At 36.9% G+C, this 16651-nt stretch carries 12 protein-coding genes, 1 tRNA gene and 1 pseudogene; 2 read left to right on the top strand and 12 right to left on the bottom strand.

Going from position 1 to position 16651, the window contains the following annotated elements:
• Nucleotides 1-4: 4 nt before the first annotated feature.
• From DSM02_RS07945 to DSM02_RS07915, 7 genes are all read right to left on the bottom strand, one after another.
• Nucleotides 5-2932: a SusC/RagA family TonB-linked outer membrane protein gene (locus DSM02_RS07945; protein ID WP_128765123.1), complete on the bottom strand. Its 2928-nt coding sequence runs from the start codon at nucleotides 2930-2932 to the stop codon at nucleotides 5-7.
• 507 nt (nucleotides 2933-3439) lie between these two features.
• Nucleotides 3440-4831 (bottom strand): phosphoglucosamine mutase, encoded by a 1392-nt coding sequence (gene glmM, locus DSM02_RS07940; protein WP_128765122.1) that lies wholly within the window; start codon nucleotides 4829-4831, stop codon nucleotides 3440-3442.
• A gap of 13 nt (nucleotides 4832-4844) precedes the next feature.
• Nucleotides 4845-6773: a glucosamine-6-phosphate deaminase gene (gene nagB, locus DSM02_RS07935; RefSeq protein WP_128765121.1), complete on the bottom strand. Its 1929-nt coding sequence runs from the start codon at nucleotides 6771-6773 to the stop codon at nucleotides 4845-4847.
• 19 nt (nucleotides 6774-6792) lie between these two features.
• The gene (locus DSM02_RS07930; protein ID WP_128765120.1) at nucleotides 6793-8121 is read right to left on the bottom strand and encodes a sugar MFS transporter; all 1329 of its coding nucleotides are present in this window, start codon (nucleotides 8119-8121) and stop codon (nucleotides 6793-6795) included.
• A gap of 1 nt (nucleotide 8122) precedes the next feature.
• Complete coding sequence (locus DSM02_RS07925; protein ID WP_128765119.1) at nucleotides 8123-9064, bottom strand: SDR family NAD(P)-dependent oxidoreductase; 942 nt, start codon at nucleotides 9062-9064, stop codon at nucleotides 8123-8125.
• A complete protein-coding gene (locus DSM02_RS07920) occupies nucleotides 9061-10176 on the bottom strand; it encodes a phosphotransferase enzyme family protein (RefSeq protein ID WP_128765118.1) in 1116 nt (371 codons plus the stop codon). The genes DSM02_RS07925 and DSM02_RS07920 overlap by 4 nt, the downstream gene beginning before the upstream one ends.
• Nucleotides 10167-11093, bottom strand: coding sequence for a sugar phosphate nucleotidyltransferase (locus DSM02_RS07915; RefSeq protein WP_128765117.1), 927 nt, complete (start codon nucleotides 11091-11093; stop codon nucleotides 10167-10169). Before DSM02_RS07915 ends, DSM02_RS07920 begins: the two co-directional genes overlap by 10 nt.
• 198 nt (nucleotides 11094-11291) lie before the next feature.
• Between DSM02_RS07915 and DSM02_RS07910 the strand changes: the two genes are divergently transcribed.
• On the top strand, nucleotides 11292-12341 hold the full coding sequence (locus tag DSM02_RS07910) for a LacI family DNA-binding transcriptional regulator (protein WP_128765116.1): 1050 nt from the start codon (nucleotides 11292-11294) through the stop codon (nucleotides 12339-12341).
• Here the strand turns inward: DSM02_RS07910 and DSM02_RS07905 are convergent.
• From DSM02_RS07905 to DSM02_RS07885, 5 genes and pseudogenes are all read right to left on the bottom strand, one after another.
• A complete protein-coding gene (locus DSM02_RS07905) occupies nucleotides 12338-12997 on the bottom strand; it encodes a sugar-binding protein (RefSeq protein WP_164918261.1) in 660 nt (219 codons plus the stop codon). The genes DSM02_RS07910 and DSM02_RS07905 overlap by 4 nt on opposite strands.
• Before the next feature lie 679 nt (nucleotides 12998-13676).
• Nucleotides 13677-14531: pseudogene (locus DSM02_RS07900) on the bottom strand (DUF2254 family protein); the annotation flags it as partial.
• Nucleotides 14532-14866: 335 nt separating this feature from the next.
• Nucleotides 14867-14940, bottom strand: a tRNA-Ala gene (locus DSM02_RS07895).
• The gene (locus tag DSM02_RS07890) at nucleotides 14931-15170 is read right to left on the bottom strand and encodes a GIY-YIG nuclease family protein (RefSeq protein ID WP_128765113.1); all 240 of its coding nucleotides are present in this window, start codon (nucleotides 15168-15170) and stop codon (nucleotides 14931-14933) included. Before DSM02_RS07890 ends, DSM02_RS07895 begins: the two co-directional genes overlap by 10 nt.
• A 119-nt stretch (nucleotides 15171-15289) precedes the next feature.
• The gene (locus DSM02_RS07885; RefSeq protein ID WP_164918260.1) at nucleotides 15290-16090 is read right to left on the bottom strand and encodes a universal stress protein; all 801 of its coding nucleotides are present in this window, start codon (nucleotides 16088-16090) and stop codon (nucleotides 15290-15292) included.
• A 45-nt stretch (nucleotides 16091-16135) separates the two neighbouring features.
• Between DSM02_RS07885 and DSM02_RS07880 the strand changes: the two genes are divergently transcribed.
• Nucleotides 16136-16639, top strand: coding sequence for a GNAT family N-acetyltransferase (locus DSM02_RS07880; protein ID WP_128765111.1), 504 nt, complete (start codon nucleotides 16136-16138; stop codon nucleotides 16637-16639).
• Nucleotides 16640-16651 lie beyond the last annotated feature (12 nt).

Raw genomic sequence — 16651 nt, 5'->3', positions numbered from 1 at the left:
TAAATTAGAATGATACATTTAACCCAAAAGCTAAACGCTTAGAAATGGGGTATTGTGAACTTGCAAAACCATCAATCCCTACTTCAGGGTCTGTTCCTGAAAAATCAGTAATGGTTAATAAATTATCTCCTGTAACATAAACTTCAAAATTGCTTAGTCTAAAAATTTCTAACAGGGTGTTAGAAAAATTATATCCTAATCTCACATTACGCATTCTTAAATAACTCGCGTCTTCTAAGTATCTTGACGAAGTTTTATTAGAAAGATTATTACCCCCGTATAAGGCTAATGGATGAGTAGTAGTATCTCCCGGGTTTTCCCATCTGCTCCAACCGTCTTGCAAGACCTGTTGATTATAAGTAGGGTATGCACCATCTGCATCATAAAGTTCTCGACTGGAATGATAAATTGAACCTCCTTTAGAAAAGTTAAAATTAGCTGATAAAGAGAATCCCTTATAACGCATAGTAGAACTAAAGCCTCCATAAAAATCAGGGGTTGATGTACCTACTATTTGTTTTGTTGCCTCATTATAATTTGATGTTTCAGTTCTTGTCCCGGTTGCAGGATCAACAATTTCCCAGAGTGGGTTTCCATTTTCGGGATTTACACCAAGCCACTTACGCATAAACCAGGTGTTATAATCTTCACCTACTCTCGACAATTTAGTACCTCTATCAATATCTTCTCCTTCAAAAAGTTCAGTTACTTCATTACTATTAGTACCTATATTACCCGTAAGAGTCCAGACAAATCCATTTTGTTTTCCCTGAAAAATATCTACAGAAAAATTAGCTTCAAACCCTCTGTTGACAACACCTCCTATATTTTCATAATATCCATTATAGCCACTTGTAGATGGTAAATTCACATAGTATAAAAGGTCTGAAGTATCTTTATTATAATATTCTAAAGAGAGTGAAACTCGGTCATACAAACGGGTATCGACACCTATATTAGTTTGGTAAGAAATTTCCCAGGCTAGATCTTCATTACCATATTGATAAGGAGTGGGTGCCGGCAAGCCGTTATAAGTACTTTGTAAGCTATACAAGTCATATTGAGGATATAAAGCCCCAGGTCTATTACCTACTGCACCATAACTGGCACGCAATTTTAATTGATTAATATCTTTTATCTTAAAAAAATCTTCATTATGTATATTCCACCCTAAACTTCCCGAGTAAAAAGTACCGTATTGACTATTTGCTCCAAAATTAGAAGCACCGTCTCTACGCAAGGAGATTTGGGCTAAATATTTAGAATCAAAAGAATAATCTGTATTGAACAACACAGACTGTAATGCAGAATCGTTGGTGGTTCCTCCAACAGCTCCCGGCGTTGCTGCATTGTCTAATATGGTGGTTCCTGAAACGATACCATATCCTGTTGCATTATTAGACTCATACTTATAGTCTTGATATTCATAAGCTAAAAGGGCATTCAAACGGTGTACCCCAAAACCTTTAGAATACTTCAGCATCTGATTGGTAAAGTTTGTTATGCGTTTTGTATTTGATTTATAAAGTTGTCCATTATTTGCAAGACCACTAATAGATTTTGGATCTGTATAGCTCGTGCCATCAGCATAGTAAAAATTTACACTATTGGTTGAAATGAATTTTAAATCTGGTAGTATTTTGTATTCAAAATCTAAGTTAGAAAAAACATTAAATTCTCTGCTTTTACTATAATTGTATTGTAAATCATATAGATAGTTAGAATTGTCTCTTCCATACCAAACTTGGCCATTTTCTAAATTCTGAGGATTTATTACAGAACCCTCATCATTTGTTGGTCTATCCCAAGGCATATAGGTGTATAGTGCGTAAAGGGAATGCTGACGATTATTCCGCTTGTTATAGTTAACCGCAACCTTAGGCTTCAATGTCAACTTATCACCTACTTTATAATCGTGATTAAGACGCACACTTACCCGATCGTATTTATACCCTTTAAGAGTACCGGTCTCATTATAATACCCAAGCGCTAAAAAGGTTTTAGATTTCTCAGTTCCTCCGGTAAAGGAAAGGTTATGATCCTGTATAACCCCTGTTTGTGTTCCGTTTTTAAACCAATCAAAATTATTAGCTAATACGTTTTCGTTAATTTCTTCTGGGATATTATCAGGATTGCCAAACGATTGATAATAGTCGTAAAGTTGCTGAGAATTCATTATTTCAAAATTCCCGTTATTAAAATAGCTATACCCCACTCGCGATGAAATGCTAAGTGTGTTTTGATCAAGCTTAGCCTGTTTTGTAGTAACAACAACAACACCGTTAGCTCCACGCGAGCCGTAGAGCGCAGTAGCAGATGCATCTTTCAATACCGAAATACTTTCTATTTCATTTGGATTTAAATTAGGTGTACCATGAACAATAACACCGTCTACTACCCATAATGGATTAGTACCTCCATTTATTGAAGTTAATCCCCTTATACGGATGGATGGCAGTGAACCCGGCTGACCAGACCCCTGAACAACCTGAACACCGGCTGCTTTACCTTGTAACATGGTTGAAACATCTGGAGATGTCACGTCTGTTAATTCTTTAGCTTTCACTTCAGAAACTGCAGAGGTGACACTTGATTTTTTCTGCTCAGTATACCCGACTACTACGATTTCATCCAACTCTGATGTAGAAGAATCAAGACTCACATTAATGGTGCTTTCATTAGCAACACTAACCTCTTTTGATACAAACCCAAGATAACTGAATACAAGTATTTGACCTGAATCTGCAGAAATAGAATAATCTCCATCAAAATTAGTAACCACACCGATAGAAGTTCCTTTGATCTGAACATTTACTCCGGGAATTGGTGATCCTGACTCAGAATCTATAACCGATCCCGATACATAATTTTGTGCATTTGAAACTCCGACAAAGCACAAAATAAAAAATAAGTGAATTAGAATTTTACTCATAATTTATCTATTTAATTGATTGATTTTAATAGTCTTGTTATCTAGCGCGCTACTTATTGTTAGTGTCTTTTATACTTCAATCTTCAGTTTTAGAAGTTTCGACACAGGACGTCAAATTATAAGTAGTCCTCTAATTCCAGATACATTCAAAAAATTGATATTCTCTGAATATCTGTTTGTAAAATATCGATGACATAAAGTTCAAAACTCACGCTATGAAATCGTTTCGTCAAAAGTGTTCTCGAGCACACTTTTAATTAAAAAAATTGTTTCTACAGTCAATCTATATGAATAATTATCTCCTTAGAGAACTATTGAAAACGTTTAATCATGAAATTTTAAAAAGTAGCCTAGTTTTAGAATTAAACATACTACAACATTCTATTATTACTAATGCTTATGGCCTTTTAAAGGCTTAGAACATTGAAGCCTTTAAAAAGTTACTTTGTTAATATTTTACTAATCTAATAAAATTATATTAATTATGTGTTCGAGCACACAATTAATTTATGTTAAAGTTAACTTTGATATTATTTTCATCATCAATTGAGCAAGTTCTTCTGCCTGTTTTGATGAAATACTTTCTGCATAAATTCGTACAATAGGCTCTGTATTTGATTTGCGTATATGCACCCATTCTTTATTCTCGAAAATAATTTTAGTACCGTCTATTGTATTTACTTCTTCATTAGCATAAATCTGTTGAATCTGACTAAGCAACTCATCAATGTTTGTATGCGCAGGAAGCTCCAATTTCTCTTTGGCTATAAAATACGCCGGGTACGATTCCCGCAATTCTTTACAACTTTTTCCAGTTTCTGCGAGATGCGATAAGAATAACGCAATGCCTACAAGCGCATCACGCCCGTAGTGTGACTCTGGGTAAATGATACCTCCATTACCTTCTCCTCCTATCACTGCTCCTACTTCTTTCATTTTTGACACCACATTTACTTCCCCAACTGCACTGGGATAATAACTCTGATTATATCCTGCAGTCACATCATTTAGCACACGTGTAGAAGACAAATTAGATACTGTAGTTCCCGGAGTTTTGTTTAAGATGTAATCGGCACAAGCGACTAGTGTATATTCTTCACCAAACATGGTCCCGTCTTCATTTACAATAGCTAATCTATCTACATCTGGATCTACAACAAAACCCAAATCTGCTTGTTCTTCAACCACACGCTTAGAAATTTCTGTCAAATGTTCTGCAAGTGGCTCGGGATTATGCGGGAAGTCTCCTGTAGGCTCATAATACATGGGTATGCATGTTACACCCAACCGTTCTAATAAAGCTGGAATTGCAATACCTCCTGTAGAATTCACGGCATCAAGCACAACTTTAAAACCTCTGGCCTTTATAACCTCTACCGAGACATGCTCTAAAGCCAAGACTTCATCAATATGTGCTTCAATAGCTGTTGTATTTACAGTATACGAGCCAAGATTTTCAATCTCAGCAAACTCAAAAGCATTCCTTTCTGCTAGAGCTATTATTTTACTTCCTGCTTCAGCATTTAAAAATTCGCCTGTATGGTTTAGTAATTTTAAAGCATTCCATTCTTTAGGGTTATGACTAGCAGTAACAATAACCCCACCGTGCACAGCTTCTCGTACAACAGCAAGTTCTACGGTAGGAGTGGTTGATAATCCTAAGTCTATCACATCTATCCCTAGACCAAGTAATGTATTACTAATTAATCCACTCACCATAGAGCCAGATAATCGTGCGTCACGACCGATAATTATTTTAATTTTTTCATTTTGGTTTTTAGCTTTTAACCAGGTACCATAAGCTGCTGCAAACTTCACAATGTCTAAAGGCGTTAGATTAATACCCGTGATACCGCCTATTGTTCCGCGTATTCCTGATATTGATTTTATTAATGTCATAATACTGGCGCTTTTAATATTCCCATTTTACAAATGCTTCCATCGCTGCATAATGCGCCAGCCCAAGCTTGTCATACAACTCGGCTGTCTCCCGATTTCGATCTTCTGCACGCTGCCAAAATTCACGACTGTCTGAGCCCTGAAATACAACGCCGTCTTTTTGAGACTGATGCTTAAAAATTCCCAATCGCTTTTCAATAACCTGATCAGGTCCCATAGGTACTGCCATATCAATCTCATCTATTCCCCATTCTTGCCAGGCACCGCGGTATAGCCACAGCCAACAATCTTTCATGAAATCTTTATGCTTAATTTGTTTCAACGTTTCAAAAATTGCATCCAGACACACTTTGTGCGTACCGTGCGGATCGGCAAGATCTCCTGCTGCATAAATCTGATGTGGTTTTATCTGCTCTATCAAATCTATCGTCATCGCAACATCCTCATTTCCAATCGGTTTCTTTTCAATAGCTCCGGTTTCATAAAACGGCAAGTTCATAAAATGAATCTGACTATCGGGTAAGCCCACAAAATGACTCGTTGCACGAGCTTCACCACGACGTATAATTCCCTTAATTTTTCGAAGCTCGGGGATATCTATTCCACCTATTTCTTTGGTCTTTAAAAAATCAAAACTCTTGTCGTAAATATTTTGAGCTTCTTCGCAAGAGATATCAAAGGCTTCGTTGTAATCTGTTATAAATTTTGCAAACCGAATCGCTTCATCGTCTGCGACAGCTATATTACCTGAAGTCTGGTAAGCCACATGAACTTCATGTCCTTGCTCATGCAAACGCTTAAATGTACCTCCCATACTGATGATGTCGTCGTCTGGATGCGGACTAAATATCAAAACACGTTTTTTTGCCGGTAGTGCACGTTCTGGACGCTTACTATCATCTGCACCCGGTTTACCTCCTGGCCAGCCGGTAATGGTATTTTGGAGTTTATTAAATATACGTATGTTAATATCGTAAGCCGGTCCCATTTTTGCCAGTAAATCACTCATCCCATTTTCAATATAGTCTGCATCAGTGAGCATTAAAACGGGTTTTTCTAAGTTTAGTGCTAAACCTAAAACTGCTTTACTTACAAGTTCATCGGTCCAGTTTACTTCTTCCACCAGCCAAGGCTGATTAATACGGGTAAGTTTTGAAGCGGCTTCTTTGTCTAAAACAATATCTACCTGCTGATGCTCCTGTAAAAAAGATGCAGGTACCAGATTCGTAAGACTTCCTTCAACTGCTTTTGCAATAATTGCAGATTTACTTTCTCCCCAGGCCATAAGAATAACACGCTTAGCTTCCATAATTTTATGAACGCCTAATGTAATCGCAGTACGAGGGGTATTCTTTAATCCTTTAAATTCTTTGCTGGCAGCGATACGGGTACTGTGATCTAAAGCTACAAGTCGTGTTTTTGAATTTTGTAAAGAACCTGATTCGTTAAAGCCAATATGTCCGTTACCTCCTATTCCTAGGATTTGTAAATCAATACCTCCTGCTTTTTCAATGGCAATCTCATACTGTTTACAAAAAGCGGCAATCTCATTTTTTTTAAGCGTGCCATCCGGTATATAAATATTTTCTTTTAAAATATCAACATGATCAAAAAGCTGCTCATTCATAAACCGCACATAACTATGTATCGATTCAGCCTTCATCGGGTAATACTCATCAAGGTTAAAAGTGATTACATTTTTAAAACTTAAATGCTCTTCTTTATGTAGCCGCACCAATTCTGCATATAGGCTCTTTGGTGATGAACCCGTCGCTAAACCTAATACACACGTTTTATTTTGGCTTTGCTTTTCTCTAATAAGAGTAGCCATTTTTTGAGCTACAGCCTTTGATGCATTTGCAGAATTGTCAAAAACATGTGTATTGATCTTTTCAAAACGCTTCTCAAACTCTGTAGCGGTATCTATTATACTCGTAAACATTATTATTATTTTATGATTTTTATTTTGACCAACTTTTTATGCGACATCCCCAAAGCGCAAATAGCAAGATGATGAGATAACACGGGGTTAAGATGATGTATCCAGAATTTGCAGCTTCTCCTGCAGCGGCTGCAGTTGCAACTCCATCTTGTATCAAATCCGTTTTATTGATATCTACTAATCTGCCATATAGGGGTGGAATAAGTGCACCACCAGATATTCCCATAATTAGTAAGGCAGAGCCTGTTTTAGTATGCTTTCCTAAATTATTTAGCGATAACGGCCATATTGCCGGCCATACCATTGCATTTGAGATTCCTAGTGCAGCAATTAATAATACTGAGGTAAACCCTGTGGTATTGATGATTAAAACACTCAATACAATACCAAGCAAAGCACTTATAATTAATGCATTACGCTGCTCTATATATTTGGGAATTAAATAGATTCCTAAAGCGTATGAACATACCATCGCAAGTAAAGTGTACGAGGTAAAAAACTTAGATTGTTCCGCCGGAAAACCTAACGCTAAGCCGTATGAAATGATACTATCACCAGCAATAACCTCAACACCTACGTATACAAAAAGTGCTAAAACCCCAAAAATCAAGTGTGGATAATGAAGCACCGATTTTTTTGAAACTTCTGCTCCCGGCACATCAGATTCTGTTGCTTCCAGTTCTGGTAAAGGTGCTTTACGTATAAGGAATGCGAAAATAAATAAGCAAATCGCCATAATTATATAAGGCCATACCACACTGTCTGCCATTTGATCAAGTAAAATGGCTTTCTCACTTGCTTCTACAAGCTTAATTTTATCTTTTGTCGCTGCTATCCCCGAAAGCAATAAAGCCCCAAATATTAAAGATCCTAGAGCACCAGCTACTTTGTTAGAAATCCCCATAATAGCGATACGTTTAGCAGCACTTTTAATAGGTCCTAAAATGGTGATGTATGGGTTTACAGCCGTTTGTAATACGGTCATTCCTGCTCCCTGAATAAATATTCCTATAAGAAAATAGGAGTAGGTGCGCGCTTCTGCTGCTGGAATAAAAACCAATGCTCCTAATCCCATAATAAACAACCCTAACGACATCCCCTTGCAATAACCTATGCGCTTTAAAATAGCAGATGCTGGTAATGCCATTACAACAAATGAGATGTAAGATGCAGATGCAACCCAATACGATTGCTGATCAGTGAGTTCATTAATGGCTTTCATAAATGGAATAAGCGCTCCATTTATCCAGGTTATAAAACCTAAAATGAAAAACATTCCTGCTATAATTGCTATTGATACATTTTTTGATCCCTGAGGTTGCTCAGTTTCTGATGAAGATTTCGCCATTTTAATGTTGTTGTTTTACTTGTGCCAGCAGTTCACTTTCATAAAATGCTATTGTTTCTTTTAAACCTTCTTCTATAGAATATTTAGGTTTAAAACCTTCTTTCAGAAATTTTGCAGGGTTTGCTTGTGAATGCTTGATATCACCGGCTCTTGATTCTTTAAACTGAATTTCAGATTTAGAATTGGTGATTTTTATAATAAACTCTGCAAGTGCTATCACTGAAGTACTATTACCCAAGGCCACATTATAAACCCCTTTTCCTGTTTGTGAAGCTTTTAAATTTGCAGCAACAACATCTTTTACGTAAATAAAATCCCGTGTTTGCTTTCCGTCACCATAAATCGTTAAGGGTTTGTTTTGCAAAGCATTGATTATAAAAATGGGAACTACTGCAGCATAAGCTGATTTCGGGTTTTGGCGAGGACCAAATACGTTAAAATAACGCAAGGAAGTTGTAGGTATATTAAACTGATTGCGATACATGTCCAGATAAAATTCTCCATCAAGTTTTGTGATTGAATAGGGCGTTAACGGCTCGGGTTTCATAGTTTCCACCTTTGGAGAAACGGGATTGTCCCCATAATTAGCCGCAGAGGATGAAAGAATCACTTTACAGTTTCCTGCGTTTCGCGCTGCTTCTAAAACATTAATTGTTCCCTGTGTATTAATTGCATTACACTCTGAAATTTTATCAATAGATTCAGGAACACTTACTAATGCAGCCAAGTGAAAAATCGCAGATGCATCAGTAACCAGTTGGTTAACTTTATCGGCATCTCTTATATCACCTTGCACAAATTCTAGATTAAACGAATCAATATTTTTCTTAAATCCGGTACGTAAACTGTCTAAAACAACAACTTTATGGCCTTCGCTTACAAGATATTCAGCAATATGACTTCCAATGAATCCGGCACCTCCGGTGATTACATATTTTTTCATAGCTGTTTTACTTTTGAGATTGATTTACTCAGTTTTAAGATTTCTTCGTATTGCTCTTCAAAACTTTCTATAAGTTTAAATTGGTTTTTTGCGCGGTCTAGATTGTGTTCATCATACGTAGTCTTGTAATACACATCGCCGGTCAAATAATCGGTTAAAAATCGTAAGCCCATTATGTAGATTATAGTTTTAGCACCTAGTGGCAAAAATTCGATCTCTAAGGCTGACAAAGAATCTTGCAATTCTTCTAAAAACCCTTTTAGATAGGCTTCGTAGTACTTCACATTAAAGTTTACCAGACTTAAATCTTTTTGGTCTTCTTCTGCAGTATTGCAAATGGTTCTAATAGCATCTCCAAAATCGTTATGCACGATACCCGGCATTACCGTATCGGTATCAATCACGCACAAACCTTTATTGTTAGAATCAAAAAGAGCATTCGAAATTTTAGTATCGTTGTGTGTTACGCGGTTAGGTATTTTACCTTCATCTTTAAGGCACTGTAGAATCACCATTTCTTCCTGCAATGCTTCTACTCTTAAGATTTGAGTATTAGCTTTTTTTAATCGATCTGCAGAAGCCTTTCTTTTTGCTTGCTCAAATTGCAACAGCCTTCTCTTAACGTCATGAAAACCCGGTATGATTTCTACCAATTCAGAAGCATCAAAATCACTGGTCTGACTTATAAACTTTCCAAATAATTTTCCGCCTTCATAAGCGATCTCCTTATTAGAGACTGTATCATAAGAAATACTCTTTGAGATATAATAGGTTAAGTTCCAAAATTTACTCTCTGAGTCTTGATAATAATACGCGCCCATCTTAGTGGGTAGAAAAGTAAGTACGCGTCTGTATTTTTCTTCCGCAGTTAACCGGAATAGTTTTGAAGCCAGATGCTTACTTACTTTTACCTTATTATTAACTAGTGCCTGTACATTATCAAAAACTTCATCATTAATACGTTGTAATACAAAATGCTGCTGTTCAGCTGTGCGTATTAAATAGGTGTCATTAATATGACCACTAGAAAATTCCTGAATTTCAGTAATCGTGCAGTTGTGATTGAAAGCATTAAAAACTGAAGTTATTAACTCATTTGTGTTTAATCCCATAATTGTACAGGGTATACCGCATTATCTTTTAACTTTTTAATTTCCTGCTGCGCGATAGCTTTATCTTCTTTATACGTTACGCCAAACCATTTCTCTGGAGTACTCAACACTTCGACACATACTTTATCAGCGTGTAACATGTCATTGACCACAGTAGGAATAAAAAATTCTGCTTTAATATTGCCTTTACTTTGCTCGAGAAAATCAGTAAATAGTTCCCATCCAAATTCAAAACATTTTGGTGTAAAACCCCAAAAATTCATAGACACAAACGTATTTGGATCTATAGGCTCTAACGTACCATTTTCTTTTTCTACAAGAATTTTATCGTCTTGTTTCTCGATGTGTGTACGTTCGGTTACATCCTCTAGATAGCCTTCTTTAGAAACTTTACATTCGCCACGAGAAACATATCCATGATCTGAAACTGTATTTTTAAGCTGAAAAGCAACCATGTTAAAATGGTATGATGTAGGATCGATTTTATTCAATGCATTAGCCATCGTGATAAAAGACTCCCGCCCATAAAAGTCATCTGCGTTGATGATCGCAAAATTGTCTTCAACCACGTCTTTTGTTAATAAAAGTGCATGCCCGGTACCCCAAGGTTTAGTACGGTTGGGGTCTACGTAAGCATCCGGCACCCGGTCTAATTCCTGAAACACATAATCTACCGCTGCTTTTCCTTTTAACTTAGGCTCAAAAACTTCTTGAAACTCTTGTAATAAATTCTCTCTAATAATGAATACAATTTTTTTAAAACCTGCTTGAATTGCATCATAAATAGAAAAATCGATAATTGTATCCCCCTGAGGTGAAAATGTATCTAGTTGCTTTAAACCTCCATAACGACTCCCTATTCCTGCAGCAAGTATAACAAGTGCAGGGCCGTGTGCATTTTTTTTATCTGTTTTCATTTAAATATTTAAAAATCAAGTATTTATATATTGTTTAATTTGTTTTGATACTTATTTTAATTCTTAATTATGGTACAATTTATCTAAAAATAATAGGATAAAAAAGCATTTTAGTAGAAAATGTGCTCGAACACACTAAATTATGTTATCGAACACAATTGTAAATTTTAATTACTGAAGATTACTATCTTTGTCCAGATGAAAAAAAACTACACCATTAAAGATATTGCTGAGTTAGCAGGTGTTTCTAAAGGCACTGTTGATCGCGTAATGCATAAGCGTGGAAAAGTTTCTTCTAAAGCTTTAGAAAAAGTAAATAAGGTACTTGATAAAATTGAATATAAGCCCAATCCCATAGCAAAGAGCCTTAAGAACAATAAGGTCTATAACATTGCTATTTTATTACCAGATGCTAATGAAGACCCTTATTGGTTACCTTGCTATGAAGCGATAGATCAAATTGAAAATGAATTTAGCCACTTCGGTATAAAAATTAATAAAGGCTTATTTAAACCTTATTCAACAAAATCCTTTAAAAAAGCTGCAGAATTAGTCATATCCAAAAAACCTGATGCTCTACTGATGGTTCCCTTGTTTAACAAGGAAGCAGAAATCATTGCTGAAAAATGCTTAGAAGCAAGTATTAAAATAGCTACTTTCAATAACTATATTAAAGACCATAAAGTTAATCTGGAGATTGGCCAGAATCTATTTCAAAGTGGTCGAGTCGCGGCAAAGCTTTTTAATATGTTGTTTGGTAAAAAAGCTTCCTTAGCAGTTTTGCATATCGATGAAGCTTTCCAGAATGCTTCACATATGCAGGAGAAAGAACGCGGATTTAAAGATTATTATACACAAAAAGAGGATTTAGACTATTCAATAACAGTTTATAATCTGAATAAAAACTCTAAAATCTCACTTGAAGAAAATATAGAGAGCTTTTTAAAAACTGTTCATGAGGTTGATGGTATATTTATCACAACTTCTAAGTCCTACCTTTTAGCGAATCCTATTTCATCTTATTTACCCAATAGTATTATAATAGGTTATGATTTAGTTGCAGAAAACATCAAATTTTTAAAAGAAGATAAGATTGCATTTCTAATACATCAAGATCCTAAGAAGCAAGTATATTTAAGCTTAACAAGGCTCATTGAATTTTTCTTATTCGACAAAGCTTTTCAAGAATCGGTAACGCTTCCTATTGATATTATCAATACAGAAAATTATCAACAATATTTAGACTAAAATTCAAATCTGAATACTCCAAAAGATTCTGGAATATGAAAGTCGGGCTCAGGGGTTTTAGGGTCTACCCAGGTTATCCAGGTTGGATGGTTATGACCGGCATCGTCTGTCTTGTATTTTGCGCGATAGACACCTATTTCCATAAAAGTGCCTTCGGAATCTTTCTTGAGTAACTGGAGTTCTTCTAAAGATTGAAGACTAATTCTTCCTTCCACTGAAAAGCTATCGTTTAGAATTTCAGATCTCACTTCAAGCTCCCCTTCTGGCCAATTCCAGCTTAGATCAAAATCGCGATTAGGCATCGCTTTAAAATCCATAATGCGAGGCTTTGTATCCATTTCCAGACAATAATACGGACTCATTTTTGAATCAGCTCTTATAAAAAGCTCCACCCGATCAGATTCTGCAATGCTGGCTTTACTGTCATCTTTCAGTTCAGTGAATACGGCACCATCTCGCACCTTAAAACTAAAATAAAAGAATTCTGAATCGTATAAGGCTCTGAAAACAATAGGTCTTATAGACGCTGTATCCCAAGGTGAAACAAAATCTTCTAGCTTGTTTGCAACAGACCATTGTGTAGCATCACATTTCCCGGTAATTGCTAACGGCTGAGACGCAATATGCTTGACTTTATATTCTGAATTATTCATCATTTCCATTAATTAAAATAGTGAAATTACCCATTTATAAATTAAAAAATTTGGAAACAACAAAGTTCTAAAAGAATTAGGTGAGCTCTGCGGGATTCAAACCCGTTTAACGTCTTACGGTCTCCAGACACAGCTTTGCCGCAGAGGCTATGCTTCAAGATGTGCCGTTGCAAGCAATATCGGAGATGCTAGGGCAGACTAATTTAATGACTACCAAATTTATTTAACCCATACCCAGTACGGTTTTAGACGGTTATAATGAACGCATCGTGATGATTTGATTGCTGATTAGAGATACCAGACTTCTTAGATAAGGTCGAGTGCAACCACACTCCAACCACAGCTTACCACACTTTTTGTGGGTGAATGTGGGTTCATAATGGTAAAAATGTTGAAGCATATAGTGGTTTTCTGGCTTCGAGATGGTTGTTGCAGAGCCGGTGTATGAGAGAACAGGTTAGCGTAAAAGACAGGTCAAATTCACCTCTAAAGTAGGGCAACTCCCAGGCAAAGGCATAGCAAAGCCTAGGATAGTGTATGAAGAGTGTATGAAAACGGCATTTTAAATCCTTGAATTTAAGAATTCATTAACATAGTTTCTGTTCCCGCAATTGGATGGATATGAAGCGATGCATGTACACCGAATTTCAGGGAGAGATCGTTTTAAATCGGCCTTCGGTTTTCAATCCGCTAAGTCGTTGCGGTGTTTTATATGCTGTAAATAATCCATCAGAAGAGGATCGTCTTTTAAATACGGTTCCAGTTCTGTAAAGCAGTACTTCAGCAATTTCTGTTGCGATACCAGGCTACGGGTGACCTCCTGAGATATTTTTAGGGTATCGTAAGCATAATAGGGATAGGCATTGCGTAACTCCAGAAGCTGCGCAAAGTAATCCAGAGCCGATTTAGCAGTTCCCGGATCGTTAATGGCCGGGGACATGGCTTTTACCGCCACTTCCACCAGATGTTTAAATCCGGTTTCGGGAACGCTTAAAGGCACCTCGTGATCTACCGCAAAATATCCGGAAAGCTGCTGCAATACTTCCCTGGAAAGATCGCCCTTATAGGTAAACAGCACCTCCTCCCGGTTTATAAACTGACCCGGGAAGGGGAGCAAGCAGAGTTCAATGCTTTCCTTTTGACAAAAAGTGAGGAGTTTATCAAATTCCGGCTGATGCAGATAGCCTGCCTTCCCTAAAGAAAACCTGTTTTTATAGGGAGCGTCTCCTGCGGGAATGCGAAAATCCCGGTGGATCTCGTGCTGCTTCAACATGTTTTTTTCGGTACGTATAAATACCTGACTTAGTACATAATTGATGTGAATACTTTGGGAAACCGTATGTATAAAGTAGATAAACAAAAAAACACAAATAATGGCAAAAAACACACCCAGACTCGCTGCCAGTTTGGGAAAGCTGTCGGTATGGGCACTGGCGATGGGGATCGCCAGGATCAAGGCGTAAATGATGGTACCCGAACTGAAACCCAGAACCAGCTGATGGTGCTTTTCAGCAAGTAGCAGGGGAATAAGGCGTGGGGAATAATTGCTAAGTTAACAACTTGCAATAATATTCATTCAACTCTATGTCCAGTCTAATGTAATAATTCCACTCTAAGAAAGAGGGCTTTAAAGAACGAGTAACATTAATTTTATATATAATTGCAGTATCTTTTAAAGTGGCACTGTTTGACCGAAGCAGGTGGCACCATTACTCCGAAATAGCCATCGCCGCTGATTGCTATGAGATACCTTCAGTAAAATAAGAATTCTCCTTATTTAATCGAAATATGTTAAAAACATTAAATTTTCAACCTGCGTGCAAATAAAAAGGGTTTCCAGAGTAAAACTCTGGAAACCCTTGTAAACACTAGTGGAGAAGATGGGATTCGAACCCACGACCTCTTGACTGCCAGTCAAGCACTCTAGCCAACTGAGCTACATCCCCATTTTCTTACGCCAGCGTCTTCCTGCGGCACTTTTCAGATATTTTTCACGATTACGTGCTTCAACCTGAGTTTCTTTATCTTCAGAGTAAATGATTTCCCAAGGCCTGTAAGGCTTTGTAGAAGTCACACTTCCTCGATTGTGTTGTGCAAGTCTGGAATCTAAATCCTTTGTAAAACCTACATAATTTCTTCCAGTACTCAAACTTTTCAAAATATATACAAAATACACTACCAGTCAAATTTTGCACTCCCCGCCCGTACCGAAAAGGTACGTTCGGGCGGGTAGCAAACTGAGCTACATCCCCATTATTACGGAGCAAATATAAATCAAATTGCTTTTATAACAGGCTATTGTTTTTCTTTTAAAACCAATAGTGGAATTCTACTTTCAAACACAGATTTCTTTACAGAATTATCATCCCAAAGCTTTTCAAAAAAGCCGCGTTTACGCTTAAAAACACACAGCATATCAGGGTTATTTGCATTTAAATGCTCTAACAAACCTTGAAAAACTGTTGCATTTTCTGATGATTTATACATATCCACAAGCTCTCCTAAATTAGCATCAAACTCAGAATCCTCAGGTAAATATTGTGGGGTTTTTATCTGCAGCAAGCGTAAGTCTGCTTTATAACGCTTCTTAATTGAGCGCAAAGGATCTAGAGTCATTTTATCATTTACAATACCAGATTTTACCGCCATTAATATACGTGAGATTGGTTTATAGGTATAATCAACCGGTACTACTAAAACAGCAGTTTCTGTTTCACGAAGAAGACCTCCGGCTGTTTTTCCTAAAAAGTTAGCTTGATTAATATTGTGATGTTTTGGTGTCAAAACGATAAGATCAAGATTGGTCTTTTGGTGAAATTTACCCACAGCTTCTACCCAGTCATCTCCTTCAAGCGGTTTTACGCGTATTTTTACGCCTTCAGTATTATAAGCGGTTAATTCTTCTTTTATTTCTTGTTCTGCTATTTGAGCCATTTTGAGACTTTTAGCAGGTAATCCTCCTGAACGCCCGGGCTCTTTGTAAAGTTTAGAAACATAGAGTGTCGCCTTAAGCACACGCGCCAGTTCTAAAATATAAGTGACATTCGTGTTAGAAACGACACTGTGATCGCCAAGGGGAAGGAAAATAGTTTTCATCTTTAGAAGCTTTATCTCAATTTTGGACAAAATTAAAGCTTCTAAATGATACGAAAAGCAAATCTCACGCAAATAGATGAAATACTTCAACTTACACGCGCATGTGCGAAGGCTATGATTGCAAAAGGTATTTTTCAGTGGAACGAGCATTACCCTTCTCGCGCTGCTTTTGAAAAAGATATTAGACGTGACGAATTGTTTGTTTACATAAAAGGCGATCGCATCATAGGCACCATAGTGATTTCAACCTTAAAAGATAAGATTTACAATGAGATTACCTGGCTAACTCCTGCAGACGCTCACAGCGTCTATATACATCGGCTGGCAGTACATCCTGATTTTCAAGGGCAAGGTATTGCACAACAACTGATGCAGTTTGCAGAAGATTATGCTCGTGAAAACGACTTTCTTTCGGTGCGTCTGGATACATTCAGTAAAAATAACCGCAACAATACTTTTTATACCAAACGCGGTTATGAGAAGCTCGATCCGGTTTATTTCCCTAAACAAAGTGAGTTTCCGTTTTATTGCTACGAGCTGGTTTTGTAAAACCTAATTAAG

Source organism: Leeuwenhoekiella polynyae (assembly GCF_004104075.1).
Lineage (GTDB): Bacteria > Bacteroidota > Bacteroidia > Flavobacteriales > Flavobacteriaceae > Leeuwenhoekiella > Leeuwenhoekiella polynyae.
The sequence above is the reverse complement of the archived record's forward strand: the minus strand, read 5'-3'. Positions and strand labels throughout refer to the sequence as shown.